Origin of the sequence: Rothia sp. LK2492, assembly GCF_040946345.1 — a bacterium.
Taxonomy (GTDB): Bacteria; Actinomycetota; Actinomycetes; order Actinomycetales; family Micrococcaceae; genus Rothia; species Rothia endophytica.
The window spans coordinates 82,925-97,434 of the sequence record NZ_JAYWLX010000002.1; the positions used below are offsets into that span (position 1 = coordinate 82,925).

General features: G+C 56.3%; 15 protein-coding genes. 10 read left to right on the forward strand and 5 right to left on the reverse strand.

Annotated features, from left to right (window positions below; genetic code table 11):
* Nucleotides 1-8: 8 nt before the first annotated feature.
* Nucleotides 9-422, reverse strand: coding sequence for a hypothetical protein (locus tag VVR27_RS02560; RefSeq protein WP_368546944.1), 414 nt, complete (start codon nucleotides 420-422; stop codon nucleotides 9-11).
* Between the two features lie 67 nt (nucleotides 423-489).
* On the opposite strand from VVR27_RS02560, the gene purN reads away from it, so the two are divergent.
* A complete protein-coding gene (purN, locus tag VVR27_RS02565) occupies nucleotides 490-1,068 on the forward strand; it encodes a phosphoribosylglycinamide formyltransferase (protein ID WP_346873464.1) in 579 nt (192 codons plus the stop codon).
* Between the two features lie 97 nt (nucleotides 1,069-1,165).
* Nucleotides 1,166-2,770, forward strand: a complete 1,605-nt coding sequence (purH, locus tag VVR27_RS02570; RefSeq protein ID WP_368546945.1) for a bifunctional phosphoribosylaminoimidazolecarboxamide formyltransferase/IMP cyclohydrolase — start codon at nucleotides 1,166-1,168, stop codon at nucleotides 2,768-2,770.
* A 206-nt stretch (nucleotides 2,771-2,976) separates the two neighbouring features.
* Here purH and VVR27_RS02575 read toward each other — a convergent pair whose 3' ends face one another.
* Entirely contained in the window at nucleotides 2,977-4,734 is a 1,758-nt protein-coding gene (locus VVR27_RS02575) for a substrate-binding domain-containing protein (protein ID WP_368546946.1), read from the reverse strand.
* 150 nt (nucleotides 4,735-4,884) lie between these two features.
* On the opposite strand from VVR27_RS02575, the gene VVR27_RS02580 reads away from it, so the two are divergent.
* The 3 genes from VVR27_RS02580 (at nucleotide 4,885) to VVR27_RS02590 (ending at nucleotide 7,818) form a co-directional block, all read left to right on the forward strand.
* A complete protein-coding gene (locus VVR27_RS02580; RefSeq protein WP_368546947.1) occupies nucleotides 4,885-5,457 on the forward strand; it encodes a TetR/AcrR family transcriptional regulator in 573 nt (190 codons plus the stop codon).
* A 187-nt stretch (nucleotides 5,458-5,644) separates the two neighbouring features.
* Nucleotides 5,645-6,928: a serine hydroxymethyltransferase gene (gene glyA / locus VVR27_RS02585; protein WP_368546948.1), complete on the forward strand. Its 1,284-nt coding sequence runs from the start codon at nucleotides 5,645-5,647 to the stop codon at nucleotides 6,926-6,928.
* 2 nt (nucleotides 6,929-6,930) lie between these two features.
* The gene (locus VVR27_RS02590; RefSeq protein WP_368546949.1) at nucleotides 6,931-7,818 is read left to right on the forward strand and encodes a bifunctional methylenetetrahydrofolate dehydrogenase/methenyltetrahydrofolate cyclohydrolase; all 888 of its coding nucleotides are present in this window, start codon (nucleotides 6,931-6,933) and stop codon (nucleotides 7,816-7,818) included.
* On the opposite strand, the gene VVR27_RS02595 is transcribed toward VVR27_RS02590, so the two are convergent.
* Complete coding sequence (locus VVR27_RS02595; RefSeq protein WP_368546950.1) at nucleotides 7,815-8,525, reverse strand: GntR family transcriptional regulator; 711 nt, start codon at nucleotides 8,523-8,525, stop codon at nucleotides 7,815-7,817. The two genes, VVR27_RS02590 and VVR27_RS02595, sit on opposite strands and share 4 nt — an antisense overlap.
* A 74-nt stretch (nucleotides 8,526-8,599) precedes the next feature.
* Here VVR27_RS02595 and VVR27_RS02600 point away from each other — a divergent pair, with 74 nt between their 5' ends.
* From VVR27_RS02600 to VVR27_RS02610, 3 genes are all read left to right on the forward strand, one after another.
* Entirely contained in the window at nucleotides 8,600-9,052 is a 453-nt protein-coding gene (locus tag VVR27_RS02600; protein ID WP_346873458.1) for a hypothetical protein, read from the forward strand.
* A 90-nt stretch (nucleotides 9,053-9,142) separates the two neighbouring features.
* A complete protein-coding gene (gene trpS / locus VVR27_RS02605; RefSeq protein ID WP_368547154.1) occupies nucleotides 9,143-10,177 on the forward strand; it encodes a tryptophan--tRNA ligase in 1,035 nt (344 codons plus the stop codon).
* A gap of 15 nt (nucleotides 10,178-10,192) precedes the next feature.
* Nucleotides 10,193-10,729 (forward strand): 2'-5' RNA ligase family protein, encoded by a 537-nt coding sequence (locus VVR27_RS02610; protein WP_368546951.1) that lies wholly within the window; start codon nucleotides 10,193-10,195, stop codon nucleotides 10,727-10,729.
* 56 nt (nucleotides 10,730-10,785) lie between these two features.
* On the opposite strand, the gene VVR27_RS02615 is transcribed toward VVR27_RS02610, so the two are convergent.
* A complete protein-coding gene (locus VVR27_RS02615) occupies nucleotides 10,786-12,120 on the reverse strand; it encodes a hypothetical protein (RefSeq protein ID WP_368546952.1) in 1,335 nt (444 codons plus the stop codon).
* A 95-nt stretch (nucleotides 12,121-12,215) separates the two neighbouring features.
* The gene (locus VVR27_RS02620) at nucleotides 12,216-13,325 is read right to left on the reverse strand and encodes a mannose-1-phosphate guanylyltransferase (RefSeq protein WP_346873455.1); all 1,110 of its coding nucleotides are present in this window, start codon (nucleotides 13,323-13,325) and stop codon (nucleotides 12,216-12,218) included.
* A gap of 313 nt (nucleotides 13,326-13,638) precedes the next feature.
* Here VVR27_RS02620 and sdhC point away from each other — a divergent pair, with 313 nt between their 5' ends.
* Together sdhC and sdhD are read left to right on the forward strand one after the other, a co-directional pair.
* Entirely contained in the window at nucleotides 13,639-14,019 is a 381-nt protein-coding gene (sdhC, locus tag VVR27_RS02625) for a succinate dehydrogenase, cytochrome b556 subunit (protein WP_368546953.1), read from the forward strand.
* A 3-nt stretch (nucleotides 14,020-14,022) separates the two neighbouring features.
* Entirely contained in the window at nucleotides 14,023-14,508 is a 486-nt protein-coding gene (gene sdhD / locus VVR27_RS02630; protein ID WP_346873453.1) for a succinate dehydrogenase, hydrophobic membrane anchor protein, read from the forward strand.
* Nucleotides 14,509-14,510: the final 2 nt, after the last annotated feature.

Genomic DNA, 14,510 nt, shown 5'->3' on the forward strand with positions numbered 1-14,510 from the left:
CTCTTAGGCTAGTTGCCGCCCATAATCTGACTGAAAATACCGTCACTCATTTGTTCGGTGCACTGATTGCTGCGGGCAATGGTGAGCGCTTGCTCTAGACAGGTGGCGTAATTGCCGGCAGTCTCGGGGAAGAGTAATTGAACACCCGATGAGAGGCTAAGAAAGAGCGACCAGACCACGATCATAACCATCAGCAGCACCGAGAAAAAAGGGAACTTAGCCTTCAGCATTTTTACCATGGTGGTGATAGCGAAGCCAATGGTGAGCGCAAAAAGAGGCAGTGCAAGAGCGTTGCCCCACCCCGGAAAGTTGGTCATTCCAAAAGCGAGAACCAGTGACAAGAAGGTGCACCGCGACCAGATGCGGATGTTCTCTAGGGCTTCAAGGCTGGGCGCACTCGGCTGCTCATGGTTCTCAGACATAGATACCACCTTACCGCCCCACTGAAAAGAGCAACATCTCGTGGGTGAGTGAGCTAAACTATAGTCCATGCGTGTTGTTGTAATGGTCTCCGGTTCGGGCACCAATCTGCAGTCTATTGTGGACGCCGTTAAGGCCGGCCAGCTGCCCACCGAAGTGGTGGCAGTGGGGGCAGATAAGCCCTGTCAGGGCATTGAACGAGCCGTAGCCGCCGGTATCGAAACCTTCCTAGTACAACCGGCTGACTATCAAGACCGCCCAGCCTGGAACAGGGCACTAGAAGAGGCAATCGCTGCTTATCGCCCCGACTACATTGTCTTCGCGGGTTTCATGCGCATCGTAGATGCCCAGCTGGTGGATCGTTTTGCTGGCCGTATCATCAACACCCACCCCGCCCTTCTGCCCTCTTTTCCGGGAGCTCACGGGGTGCGTGATGCACTAGCCCACGGGGTGAAAGTAACCGGTCTAACCGTGCACCTGGTTGATTCTGGGGTTGATACCGGCCCCATCTTGGCACAAGCCGCGGTGGACGTCCTGCCCGATGATACCGAAGAAACCCTGCACGAACGCATCAAGCTGAAAGAACGAGCGCTTCTGGTTAAAACTATCGGTCAGCTAGAAGCCTCCCCCTTAAACCCACAGTTTTAGCCCCGCGGGGCTGAGCCCGCGGGTCGGGGCTCTCAAATACGACTCACGTATCTCAACCACCTGCTGCCCCACGCAGCACAAGAAACGGAGTTCATTAGTGAGCCTCATTCAGCTGGATCGCGTACCTCTCAAACGCGCTCTCATTTCTGTTTTTGACAAGACCGGCCTTGAAGATCTTGCCAAAGGTCTGCACGAAGCCGGGGTCGCGATTGTCTCCACCGGTTCCACTGCCTCCACCATCGCTGCAGCTGGCGTGCCCGTCACTGAAGTCTCAGATGTGACCGGTTTCCCCGAGTGCCTAGAGGGCCGCGTTAAGACCCTGCACCCCCGCGTCCACGCTGGTATCCTGGCTGACCGTCGCAAGCAGGAGCACATCGACACTCTGGCAGAGATGGACATTGAAGCTTTTGACCTGGTGGTCGTGAACCTCTACCCCTTCGTCGATACCGTGAAGTCCGGCGCTGATCAGGACGCTATCATCGAGAAAATCGATATCGGTGGGCCTTCCATGGTGCGTGCCGCTGCTAAGAATCACGATGCTGTAGCTATCGTGGTGGATCCGGCCCGCTACAACACCGTGGTGGAAGCTGCCAAAAACGGGGGTTTCAACCTAGCTCAGCGTCGCGCCCTGGCGTCCGCCGCCTTCGCCCACACCGCAGCCTATGACACCGCTGTTGCCACCTGGACCGCAGCCCAGTTTGAAACCAATGACGAGCAAATCTGGCCGCCCTTCGCAGGGAACTCCTTTGAACTGACCGACACCCTGCGCTACGGCGAAAACCCCCACCAGGCAGGCGCGCTCTACACCAACGCCGCCGCCTCCCCGGGCATTGCCCAGGCAACTCTGCTCGGTGGCAAGGCCATGAGCTACAACAACTACGTCGATGGCGATGCCGCCCTGCGCGCCGCCTACGACTTTGATGAGCCCGCCGTTGCCATCATCAAACACAACAACCCCTGCGGAATCGCTGTTAGCTCAGCCAGTGCTGCTGACCCAATTGCTGACGCCCACGCTAAAGCACACGCCTGCGACCCCCTCTCAGCCTACGGCGGCGTTATTGCCGCTAACCGCGAGGTCACCGCAGCCATGGCAGAAACCGTCAAGGGCATCTTCACCGAGGTCATCATTGCCCCCTCCTACAGCGCTCAAGCACTGGAGATTCTGCAGAGCAAAAAGAACCTGCGCATCCTACAGCTACCCGCCGACTTCGCCCTGGATACCCTAGAATACCGACAGATCTCAGGTGGGGCCCTCATTCAACAGGCGGACCGCCTGGACGCAGATGGCGACGCCCCCGAAAACTGGCAACTGGTTGCCGGCGAAGCCGTCGACGCAAAAACCCTAGCAGATCTGACCTTCGCCTGGCGAGCACTACGCTCAGCTAAGTCCAACGCCATCCTGCTGGCTAACCACGGTGCTGCAGTGGGCATCGGCATGGGCCAGGTCAACCGCGTAGACTCCTGCCGCCTCTCGGTAGAACGCGCCAACACCCTAGCCGACGGAGACGAACGCGCCCGCGGGGCAGTAGCTGCCTCAGACGCCTTCTTCCCGTTCGCAGACGGCCTACAGGTACTTTTGGACGCCGGGGTGCGCGCCGTCGTTCAGCCCGGTGGCTCCATCCGCGACGAAGAAGTCATCGCAGCAGCTCAAGAGGCTGGGGTGAGCATGTACTTTACCGGTGCCCGTCACTTCTTCCACTAAGAAGTTTCCGCTGGAGGGCGGGCACCGATTCCGGGCAAAATTTATATCCATCGCTCGCTCGGAATTTTGCCCTCCATCCCGTCACTTCTTCCACCAACACCCCTTGCACACAAAAGGACCCGCTGTCCCCTGGAGAAGTACCCACCTAGAGAGGTACTTTCAGGGCACCGCGGGTCCTTTGCTTCTGGCTCATCTAGCCCGCTGGTTTACTGGGTTGCTTCCTTCGCCTTTTTGGCAGCAACCTGAGTCAAGCCTTCAGAGAAGATCACCTGAACGTCAGTGGGGGAGAGCGCCGGGTAGGCCTCACCGCCGGTGACCGACGCGATAGTCTGGAGCGCCTCCATGTTGGCGTCCTGCGAAATACCAATCAGAAGGATGAAAACAGGCTCATCGGCGTCCTGCTCAGCCTGGATGGTGGAGATAAGTTCCTCTTGAGAGATGGAACCCTCATCGTAGTTCTCACCATCGGTCAGCATAATGACCACGTTGGCTGCCCCGGGTTCGTAATGTTCTTTTAACTCTCGGAAGCCCGCTAGCAGGGTGTCATGCAAAGCTGTGGGATCGGTGCTCCCGATAGACCCTGAGATGCTGGTTCCAGCCTCCTGAAGGAGTTCACGTTGAGTCTTCCCATCGGTGAGCTCTTCCATACCACGCACCGGTACCAGTTTCTGGTAATCGGAGATACAGCCATCGGGTAATGCGAGATTACGGGAGAACTTCCAAAGACCCATAGAATCACGAGCTGGGAAGAGCTGTGACCCTGCCAGCGCGGAGTCCACCGTGAGGTCCATACGGGTCTTATCGGTCCCCTCTACGGGAGTCAGCATAGACCCAGAAGCATCCAGAATAACCAAAGCGTTCAGAGGGGCGGACTGCAGGGAGTAACTCAGCCAGGTCCGCTCCAAAATTTCGGGATCGGTTGGGGTCAGCGGGGTGACACTGCCTAGGGCCCCACCATCCTTTAGAGCTTCTTGCCCGGTGGGCCGCAGACCTGCCTCAGAAAGTGCCTGGTGGCCTTCATCGCTTGCCATAAAATCGCTGATTAGTGCGGCGGCGTCGTCGATAGCGCTATTGGTGCCGGTCGAGGTTCTGTAGAGCGGAAAATCCAGTATCGCTGAGCTGCTACCCGGCGCGGTTGCCTTGAGGGATTCACTGCCGTGTTCTGCGCGGTAGCGGGTAAATACATCCTCGGTAACTACCGCCGCCGGGATTTCGCCCTTCTCAACCTGTGCGAGTAAATCTTCGGACGTAGGGGGTTCGCCGTCCACGCCAATGGTGGTGGCACGCAGGCCCGTACCTTCAGCGAGTTTCTCGGGGGAACTTTGACCAGCTGATACCTCAGCAACTCCCGACATGAATGCCGCGAAAGCACCCGAATTTTGCCGAGGATCCCCCATTTTTGCGGCGTCGCCGTCAGCGAGGGTATCGGTCCAATGATTGAAGTGGGGGGTATCAGCTGCGGTAACCACCACCGCTACCGTTTGAGCCAGTGAATCTGAGATGGAGGTCAGCTCGGTCTTGGCTTCGGCCATGGCCAGCGTGGCACGGGTTGAAGAATCAGGGATCCACAGGTTGGTATATGGGCTGCCGCTTGCCGCCTGCGAAAGCACCTTTCCCGAGCTCTCACCGATATTTACATCAAGGGTGATACATTTTTCTGGATCAACCGGGATTTTTTCAAGAACCTGTGCCATGGTGGGCGTGGTCTCAACGGTGACGTTCCGGGTGGTTGCGCACTCCGGAGGCAGAGCTTGCTGAGACGGTGAGGTTCCCCTACTCTCACCTTCAATGAGATGATTAGCGACTACTACTCCGCCCGAAAGCAGAATAGTAGCTGCTGCAGCAGTGGCTGCCCATTTCCGGATGGTTTTCTTTCGTTGTTGCTCGCGCATTGCGCGCCGCGACGGTGAGCTATCCACGGTATTGCCTTCCCCCATGACGATACGGAATACACGTGCGGGCACCTATGCCTAGTAGGCCAGGCAAAGGGGCATGGTTGGCGCGTATTCCCTAGTGCGCCACAATATTCTTTCAAAGTCTAGCAACAAAAGGGGATGTTTATGTGCGGAGGCACTGGCGCACCTGGGTTATCAAGGTGTCCTAAAATAGGGAACGTGCCGAAAGTCAGTCAAGAATATATGCAAAATCGCCGTTCCGAAATTGTGGAGGTGGCTCGGTCTCTTTTTGCCCGGAGCGGCTACCAGCAGGCTTCAATGAGCGAAATTATTGCTGCGACTGGTCTATCGGCCGGAGCTATTTATAATCATTTTTCGAGCAAAACCGAGCTGATGTCTGCTGCAGCCCGTGTAAATCTAGACAGGTTTACTGCTTCCTCTGATGAATTGCCCTGGGACTTTGTGGAACATTGCTTGCGAGAACTACAGACCGACCACCAGCTCACCCGTTTTTTTGCTATCACCTGGGGTGAGGCTGCGACCGTCCCTGAAATCGCGGCGGTAGTTGACGAGCAACTGGGGCAGTTGAGAGATCGTATGATAGCGGTTTACCGACGGTGGGCTGAGGCTGAACTGGATCTGACCGGTTCTGAACTGGAAATTTGGTTAGACATGCTGGCAGCTGCTGTGCTGAGTGTTTTTACCGGTTTTGTGATGCAATCGACTGCATTAGCTAACTTCGACGCTGACCGCTATTTCGAGTTTGCACGCACGATTTTGCGTCAGGGCTAGACCCGGCCACTCTTCTCTGTGAGTTCAGAGCGGACGATCTGCCGCAATTTCTCAGATAGCCATGTCTCAATTGAGCAGACGGGGTGCAGCTCACATACACTTAATCCTTAGAACCCCACCTGTTTACGGGTGGGAGTCTGCCCATTGTGCCGGGCAGCGCCTGATTCACTACACCAAAGGATGTGGCATGACCAACCTTTCCCCGAACGTGACCAATCTGCCCCTGGCAGAGGTAGACCCTGAAATTGCTGAAGCGATTGCTGCTGAGCAGGGCCGCCAGCAGAACACCCTAGAAATGATTGCTTCAGAGAACTTTGCCCCGCGCGCGGTTCTTGAAGCCCAGGGTTCCGTTCTGACCAATAAGTACGCTGAAGGCTACCCGGGGCGCCGCTACTATGGCGGTTGCGAGCACGTGGACGTGGTGGAGCAGCTAGCTATTGACCGCGCTAAAGCGCTTTTTGGTGCTGACCACGCTAACGTCCAGCCGCATTCTGGCGCCCAGGCGAATAATGCGGTGATGCATGCTCTGCTCACCCCCGGGGATAAAATTATGGGCCTATCCCTAGCCCACGGTGGTCACCTGACGCATGGCATGAAGCTGAATGTGTCTGGCAAACTCTATGAAGTGGTTGCCTACGGCGTAGACGAAGAGACCGGACGGGTGAACATGGACGAGGTTCGTGAGCTGGCTCTAGCGGAAAAGCCTAAGGTAATTATTGCCGGCTGGAGTGCCTACACTCGCCAGCTAGATTTTGCTGCCTTCCGTGCGATTGCTGATGAGGTGGGAGCCTACCTCTGGGTTGATATGGCGCACTTCGCGGGTCTGGTCGCGGCCGGCCTACACCCCTCACCGGTGCCCTATGCCCATGTGGTGTCCTCAACCGTGCATAAGACTTTGGCTGGCCCCCGATCGGGCTTCATCATGTGCATTGAAGACCTCAAGAAGAAAATCGATTCGGCGGTATTCCCCGGTCAGCAGGGCGGCCCCCTCATGCACGCTATTGCGGGTAAGGCAACCGCCTTTAAAATTGCTGGCTCTGAGATGTTCAAGGATCGCCAGCAGCGCACTCTTGAGGGAGCTAAGATTCTTGCAGAGCGCCTATCTCAGCCAGATGTTGCTGAGGCGGGTATTAGCGTCCTAACCGGTGGCACCGGTGTGCACCTGGTGCTGGTTGATCTGCGCAACGCTGCGATTAACGGTAAAGAGGCAGAGGACCTGCTGCACGAGGCAGGCATTACCGTGAACCGCAACTCGATTCCCAACGATCCCCGCCCGCCCATGGTGACTTCCGGCCTGCGTATCGGTACCCCTGCGCTGGCAACTCGCGGTTTTGACGCTGAGGCCTTCACCGAGGTTGCAGATATTATCGCTGAAACCCTCAAGCCTGGTGTTGACGTTGCTGCACAGCGTGAGCGCGTCACCGCCCTGTGCGAGAAGTTCCCTCTCTACTCCGGCATTGAGGAATGGTAAGGATGGCTGCTCAGATTCTTGACGGTAAGGCAACTGCAGCCACCATCAAGCAGGAGCTCGCCGAGCGCGTTGCTGCCCTCAAAGAGCGCGGTCTATCCCCCGGTCTGGCCACCGTTCTGGTAGGGGATGATCCTGCCTCACACTCCTACGTGGGTGGTAAGCACCGTGACTGCGAAGAGGTGGGTATTGCCTCCCTCCGCGTGGAGCTGCCCGAGACCGTCACTCAGGAAGAGTTAGAAGCAGAGCTGGAGCAGCTCAACAGCGATCCTGCCTGCACCGGCTATATTGTTCAGCTACCCTTGCCCAAACACATCGACACCCACCGTATTCTTGAGAAGATTTCACCCGAGAAGGACGCGGACGGCCTGCACCCCACTAATCTGGGGCGCTTGGTGCTGAACGTGGGGGATGAGCTGAATTCACCTCTCCCTTGCACCCCCAACGGAGTCATTGAGCTGGTGGAGCGCCACGGAATTTCCTGGAAGGGCAAGAAAGTGGCGGTACTGGGCCGCGGTATTACCGTGGGTCGTCCTCTAGGTCTGCTACTAACTCGTAAGGAAGTTAACGCAACTGCTACCCTGGTGCACACTGGCACCGAGGATGTCAGCGCAGCCCTGCGCGAGGCGGATGTGATTGTTGCTGCTGTGGGTGTACCCCACGCGGTGAAAGCCGACCAGGTTAAGGACGGCGCCATCTTGCTGGACGTTGGTGTCTCACGAGTTGAGGATGCCGAGACCGGTAAGAAGAAGCTGACCGGTGATATTTCCCCGGAGGCCGTTGCTAAGGCTAGCTGGTACTCACCCAACCCCGGCGGCGTCGGCCCCATGACCCGGGCTATGCTGCTAGTCAACGTGGTTGAAACCGCTGAGCGTATGGCGGATGCCGCTTAGCGTTCTACCTGCACTTCAAAGTCATAGCGGTCTGCGCGGTAAAGAGTCTGAGTGCTCTCCACCGCCAGGCCGCGGCTTGTAAAACCAACTTTTTCGACGCGTAGAGCAGCGGTTCCCTGGGGCACTTCTAGCCAGGTGGACTCTTGCTTTGTGAGGTTGGTAGCCGAGATGCGCTGGAGAGCTGATTCCACACTGTATCCGCTGCGGCGCAGCTGTGCATCAAGAGATCCGCTCACCGCGGGTTGTAGATGGGCAAAAGCCTCGGGTAAAAAATGGGCCGTCTCCAGTGCGACTGGGGCCCCGTCAGCGCTGCGCAGGCGCTTCATTTCAATGACCTTTGCGCCGGCGTCCAGGGTTAAATCTCTGGCAACGAGCGGCGGAGCAACCACCATGTGGCAGGAGATCGTTACCGATTGAGGCCTGTGACCGCGGGCCTTCATATCCTCGGTAAAGGGACGCAGAGACGGTGCTCTCACGGTGTTGTGCTGTGCAGCAACAAAAGTGCCCGACCCCTGAACGTGATAGACCAACCCTCGGTCAGCTAACACCCGCAGGGCTCGCCGCACAGTATCTCGCGACACCCCAAACTCAGCTTGCAACTCGCGCTCCGCGGGCAAGGGGGAGTGGGGCGGCTGGGGCTTGATATAACGTTCCTTTACCGAACGCGCTACCTGCACATACTTGGTTTCACGTGTAATACCGGTCATACTTCCAGTCTAGGTGCTGAAAAACTGCTCGGGCAGTTCACTACGCCGCTATTTCCTTTGACATAATGGTGAGCATGCAAACAAACGGCTCAGAGAACATAGCGCAGCAGCAAAGCAATAAAACCGTGCTCATTGGAGCAAGCATCGGTATGGGAATCCTGGTGCTCCTTTTGGTATGGGCAATCTTGCAGGCAGCCCATGAGGAGTCAGTCCTGGGGTGGATCCTAGCGGGTGTTATCACTGCCTGGCTGGGCTTAGCTATTTATTTACTGGTGAGCGTCAACCGTACGTTGATTGCCCAGCGTAAGGCCTATGAAAACCACGCAGAGAAGCGGGCAGAGTATGAGGCTGATGTGCATACCGAAAAACTGGCGCACTCCTTCCAGATTTGCCTGGTCCAGTCCAAGGTTATTGCTGAGCAGCTCGAAGCTGATGATGCTCACTCGCGTGACATGATTGACCGAGCTCTGGACACCATTAACTTCACCGCCAAAAACGGCATGGAACTTGCCAAAGAAGGCGCGTAAGCCCCAAGGCCAACCCCACCGACTAGCAGCTTGAAAGCCCAGCCTTTTCAGCACAAAGGAAACCCCGTGAGCACCTCACAGCCTGAACAGATGTCAAAAGCCTCTATTCCTCATGCAGCTACCAGCGCTCCCCGCGCCTTCTCGGGCGCCCAGCCCTCAGCTGATTCTATGCACCTGGGTAACTATATTGGGGCCGTTAATAACTGGGTGACCTTGCAGCAGGACCACGACTGCCTTTACTTCATCCCCGATATGCACTCCATTACCGTGCCTCAGGACCCCGTGGTACTTTTAGAACGCACCCGCAAGACAGCTGCCCAGTACATCGCTGCGGGTATTGACCCCGAAAAGACCCCACTCTTTGTGCAGTCTCACGTACCCGAGCACGCGCAGCTTGCCTGGGTGCTGAACTGCATTACTGGTTACGGCGAAGCAGCGCGCATGACCCAGTTTAAGGACAAGGCAGCCAGGCAGGGTGCTGATAACGCCTCGGTAGGTCTTTTCACCTACCCCGTTCTTATGGCCGCTGACATTCTGCTTTACCAGGCGGACGTCGTGCCGGTGGGTGAGGACCAGCGTCAGCACCTGGAGCTTACCCGCAACCTTGCTCAGCGCTTCAACTCCCGCTTTGGCGACACCTTTGTAGTGCCGGAGCCCAAGATACTCAAAGAGACCGCCAAGATTTACGATCTGCAGGAGCCGGGCAACAAGATGAGCAAGTCGGCAGCCACCGACAAGGGCATTATCTGGTTGCTCGATGACCCCAAGAAGACCGCTAAGAAAATCAAGTCAGCGGTCACCGACGCGGGCACAGAGATTTCCTATGACCGCGAGAATAAGCCCGGGGTCTCCAACCTGCTCTCCATCTACTCCGCCGTCACCGGCCGCGATGTTGACAGCATCGTCGCTGACTACGAGGGCAAGATGTACGGCCATCTCAAGGTTGACCTGGCAGAAATCGTGGTCGAAGAGCTCTCTCCCATCCGCGCTCGCGTGCTAGAGCTCATGGATGACCCTGCAGAGCTCGACCGTCTGCTGGCAATCGGTGCTGGCAAGGCTCGCGAGATTGCTTCGGTGACGATCAAGAACGTTTACGACGCCGTGGGCTTCTTGCCCGCCCAATAGGTAGAGTCGCAAACAGTGGCGGTGTCACCAACCCTGCTGACCGGTGGTGGGTACCTGAGTATTATTGCTCGGGTGCCTCCGCCCCTTGCCGAGCGTATCGTCAAGTGGCGGCGTGAGCACGGTATGGTGGGCGCGGTTGCCGAGAGCTGCCATATCACCCTTCTTATTGCCCAGGACAGCGCGGATGAGGGGAAGCTTGGGCAGCTAGAGGCTGCCCTGGCTGGGCACGGAGCAGTTGAGGTAGTCCTGGGGGAGCCTGAGTCCTTTCAACCGGCTAGCCCGGTCACCTATCTGCCCTTGGCCCGCGGGTCGGACTACTTTAGATACCTACACAGCCGTTCCGTTGAACTTCTGGGGAAGTCAGAATCGCCCTTCCCCTATGAACCGCATCTGACTCTAGCTCATGGTCTTGAAGAGGCCGCCCTGGCTAGGTCTCTGCGTGATTTTGCCGGGCTTGATTCACAACTCACCAGTTTTATCATCGATCAGCTACAGGCCTACCGCTATACAGAGGAAACCTGGCACCATCTAGCAGATATCAGCCTGCACTAGCATCGCAGGCTAAAACCCCGCAGTCCTGCCGTTTATTCGGCGGGGCGGTGAGGGAGCTAGTGCTTGTGCTCTACCTCTGCTGATATTTTTGTAGATGCGGTGCGGGAGATACCGTTGATTTCATTGGGTACCTCAGGTAGGTCAACTGATTCAAAGACTTCAGCTTCGCCCTGAGCAATTTTTGCTAGGGAAATGACGTGTAGTTTCTTGCTGGCGGGGTCGGTGACATACGCGGTGTGACCGTCCACCCAGATAGCAGGGCGGGGGTCCTGCCAGACGGTAGATTCTTCCCAGGAGTCCATAACATCAACAGCGCCCAGCTCAGCGCCGTCCTCAGCATAGAAACGTAGCTTGCCGTCGGTGGTGAGCAGCAAGTGTTCGCCCTGCTCACCGCGGGCTAGAGAGCGGAAGGTGTAAGAAACGCCCTCAGGTAGCGCTACCTTGGTGCGGGTTTTGGCGTCGGTGTCGATGACAGAGAACTGCTCGGGGCGTTCAAGCTCAGCCTCTTTATCGGTCTTGTAGTCAGCTAGGACGAAGTGGGAGGCCTTAGAGCCTACCTGGTTTCCGGAGCGGGAGTAGGGGTCTTCTGGGTTGCTGACTTTGGTAAAAGCACCATCCTTGTAAATGAGGGCACCGTCCTGGCACCCTACGGTGATGATGCCATCTGCAGCAACTGCCTCGCCGTGAATACCCGGGCATTCCTTGTTTTCAACGATAGTCTTGCCCTCAGCATCGACCACAGCTGCACCGCTGCGTTCTTCATCGTTGCCCGCGGCTACCAGGTAGCGGTCATCTTCCAGGGGAATAGCTAGGCCGTGATGGGGCTCAGGGAGTGTCACAGTGGTTGTTTCAAGTGTGGAGACCGTACGCTGATCTTCGCCGGTCAAGTCGGCTGGGCTATAGATGTCGAAGGTGCCGGTTTTATCCGCAAACATCGCGCCTTTGCCGTAATCCACTATGACGTGGCCGGTACCCTCGGCTGCAAAGCTCAGTGATGTAAGGGTGGGAGCGGTGGTGTAGTAGTGGTCGTGGTCTCCATGCTCCTGCGTCCAGGCGCCCATGTCCAGCATGGTGTAGGAGCTGCCATCTGCCACCACCATATGACGGTTATCCCCAGCGGGGTTGAGCCTCAAAAAACCTTCTTTTTCAATGGTTTCGAGCACCTCAAAGGTCTTGCCATCCAGGACCATGAGCCCGCCGTCATGGGTTAGTGCTAGGCGGGAGGAGGGTGCTGATGCTTCTTTAATCTCTGTCTGGGCTGTGGCGCTAGAAGTTGCCGATGAAGTGGTAGCTGGGGTGCTGGAAGGGGATGCCGAACTGCAGCCTGCCAGCGCAAAAGCGGCAATGCAAGTGACAGCGGATAGGATTAATCGGTGTTTCGGTGTATGCATAAAAACAGCATAACTTAAATGAGAATCATTTACATGAGAAGATTAAAAAGAATGGGAGCCACCTTGGTGGGCTCCCGTTCCAGTGTTGTTATAGCCTAAAGCAGGTTATTCAAGCCCTGTTCTTTGAGCTTTGCCACGGTGTTTTTCACGCTCTGCGCGTCATCCCTTACGGTGACTAGGAGTGCATCAGCGGTATCAACAATCACCACATCAGACATACCAATCACCGAAATTTTACGGTGGGTATTATTGACGATAATTCCGGTGGAATCCTCGGTAATGACATTATTTTTATCACCCAGGACAAAGAGATCGTCTCCGGTTTTCTCGATATTCAGACGGGCAACCGCGTCAAAGTCACCAACATCGTCCCAACTGAAGGAGCCGGGAACCATGGCGACATCACCTGCTGCTGCAGCGGGTTCCGCCACAGCATAGTCAATGGCGGTCTTAGGTAGAGTGTCCCACAGTCTGTTCATGGTGGCGTCGCGTTCTGGAGTGTCCCAGGCACCGGCAATCTGCATGATCCCTGCGTAAAGTTCCGGCTCATTAGCTTCAATATGCTTTAGCATGAGCTGGGCTGGAGCTACGAACATGCCTGCATTCCAGGTGTAATCACCGGTTGCAAGATAAGCGCTTGCGGTCTGGGCATCCGGCTTTTCCACGAACTCCTCGACGGCAAGAGCATGGGGGGCATCCTTGGCACCCAAGCTCTTGCTGGCCTTAATGTAGCCAAAAGCGGTGGAGGGTTCGGTTGGTTCGATACCTATGGTTACAACCTTGCCGGTGGCAGCGGCAGCAACAGCTTCACGAACTACCGCCTGGAAGTCTTCAACCGGGTCAATCACATGGTCAGCAGCAAAGGAGCCGATAATTGCTTCGGGGTCCCGCTGGTAGAGAATTGCGCTGGCAAGACCGATAGCTGCGGCAGAATCCCTGGGCGATGGTTCGAGCACGAGGTCTGAGCCCCGGAGCTCACGCAGTTGCTGGGTGACAGCATTAGCGTGGGCCTCGCCGGTAATTACCATGACCCCATCAGTTGCAAGATCAACTAGCCGATCATAGGTAGCACGAAGCAGGGAAGAGCCTGTTCCGGTCAGGTCAAGAAGGAATTTAGGTTCTACCGCACGAGAGAGGGGCCAGAGGCGTGAGCCCACTCCGCCGGCCGGAATGAGGGGGTAGAACCGTTCAAGTGGTGTTCTCATCGTGTCTAAGTGTACCGATAAATAACGTCATATTGCTGAAATGTTAGAGAGGTGTACGCCCACCCTTGCCGGGCGTGTAGACATGAACCCCGTGGGATACCCTGCGGTATCGCGCAGAAAAAGGCAATAAAGTCATTAAAAATTGCCCTAATTTCCGGTCAATGAGCTAAGGATCTGACTGACACAATGTCATTATCACTCCTAAAAACCTGCTAACCTAACTGTTGAGTAGAACACACACTAGGTTGTTGTGCGGGTAGCTCGCGCAGGCAGGTTAGAGCTGCTTCAACCGCATTACACAGGAGGTTATTCAGTGCCGAATACATCCAAGGGCACGCTGTACCGTGGCCGCGAAGGTATGTGGTCATGGGTTGCCCACCGCATCACCGGTATTGCTATTTTCTTTTTCTTGCTGGTCCACGTCCTTGATACCGCGGTAGTCCGTGTATCTCCGGAGGCCTACAACGTCGTTATGAGCGTCTACAAGAACCCCATTATGGGTGCCGGTGAAGCTGTACTAGTTGCAGCTATCGTTTATCACGCTTTTAACGGTATCCGTATCATCCTCATTGATTTCTGGAAGAACGGTGCCCGCAACCAGAAGGGCATGCTGTGGGGTGTGCTCGTTCTCTGGGCAGTCGTCATGATTCCCTTCATTATCCGTCACGCAATGCTCGTATTTGGGGGTCACTAGGCCATGGCAACACCGCTGAAAACTAAGATTTCTGTTCCCCGTAGCCGCGATCACAGCATTTCGGGCGTTAAATACAACCGTTCATCTTCTAAGCGCAACAACTTTGAGATGGCAGCCTGGCTCTACATGCGCATCTCTGGTGTGCTGCTGGTTGTACTAATTTTCGGTCACCTCTTTGTCAACCTCATGATGGGCGAAGGTGTGCACCGCATCGACTTCGGTTTCGTGGGCGGTAAACTCGCTAACCCCTTCTGGCAGGTTTGGGATCTGCTGTTGCTCTGGCTAGCTATGCTTCACGGCACCAACGGTATGCGCGTCATCATTGATGACTATGCAGAGAAGGACGGCGTACGTTTCGTTCTTAAAGTTGCGCTCTTCCTCGCCTCAGCCTTCGTTATTCTTCTGGGCACCCTGGTCATCTTTACCTTTGATCCCTGCCCCGCTGGTGCTGATCCTGAGCTTCTTGCGTCCTTCTGCGCAGCCCCCTAAGT

Bases quoted from the DNA above. Each gene is read 5' to 3' on its own strand.
- VVR27_RS02560 (WP_368546944.1), bottom strand. From the start codon at position 422: ATGTCTGAGAACCATGAGCAGCCGAGTGCGCCCAGCCTTGAAGCCCTA.
- purN (WP_346873464.1), top strand. From the start codon at position 490: ATGCGTGTTGTTGTAATGGTCTCCGGTTCGGGCACCAATCTGCAGTCT.
- glyA (WP_368546948.1), top strand. From the start codon at position 5,645: ATGACCAACCTTTCCCCGAACGTGACCAATCTGCCCCTGGCAGAGGTA.
- VVR27_RS02590 (WP_368546949.1), top strand. From the start codon at position 6,931: ATGGCTGCTCAGATTCTTGACGGTAAGGCAACTGCAGCCACCATCAAG.
- VVR27_RS02595 (WP_368546950.1), bottom strand. From the start codon at position 8,525: ATGACCGGTATTACACGTGAAACCAAGTATGTGCAGGTAGCGCGTTCG.
- VVR27_RS02600 (WP_346873458.1), top strand. From the start codon at position 8,600: ATGCAAACAAACGGCTCAGAGAACATAGCGCAGCAGCAAAGCAATAAA.
- trpS (WP_368547154.1), top strand. From the start codon at position 9,143: ATGTCAAAAGCCTCTATTCCTCATGCAGCTACCAGCGCTCCCCGCGCC.
- VVR27_RS02615 (WP_368546952.1), bottom strand. From the start codon at position 12,120: ATGCATACACCGAAACACCGATTAATCCTATCCGCTGTCACTTGCATT.
- VVR27_RS02620 (WP_346873455.1), bottom strand. From the start codon at position 13,325: ATGAGAACACCACTTGAACGGTTCTACCCCCTCATTCCGGCCGGCGGA.
- sdhD (WP_346873453.1), top strand. From the start codon at position 14,023: ATGGCAACACCGCTGAAAACTAAGATTTCTGTTCCCCGTAGCCGCGAT.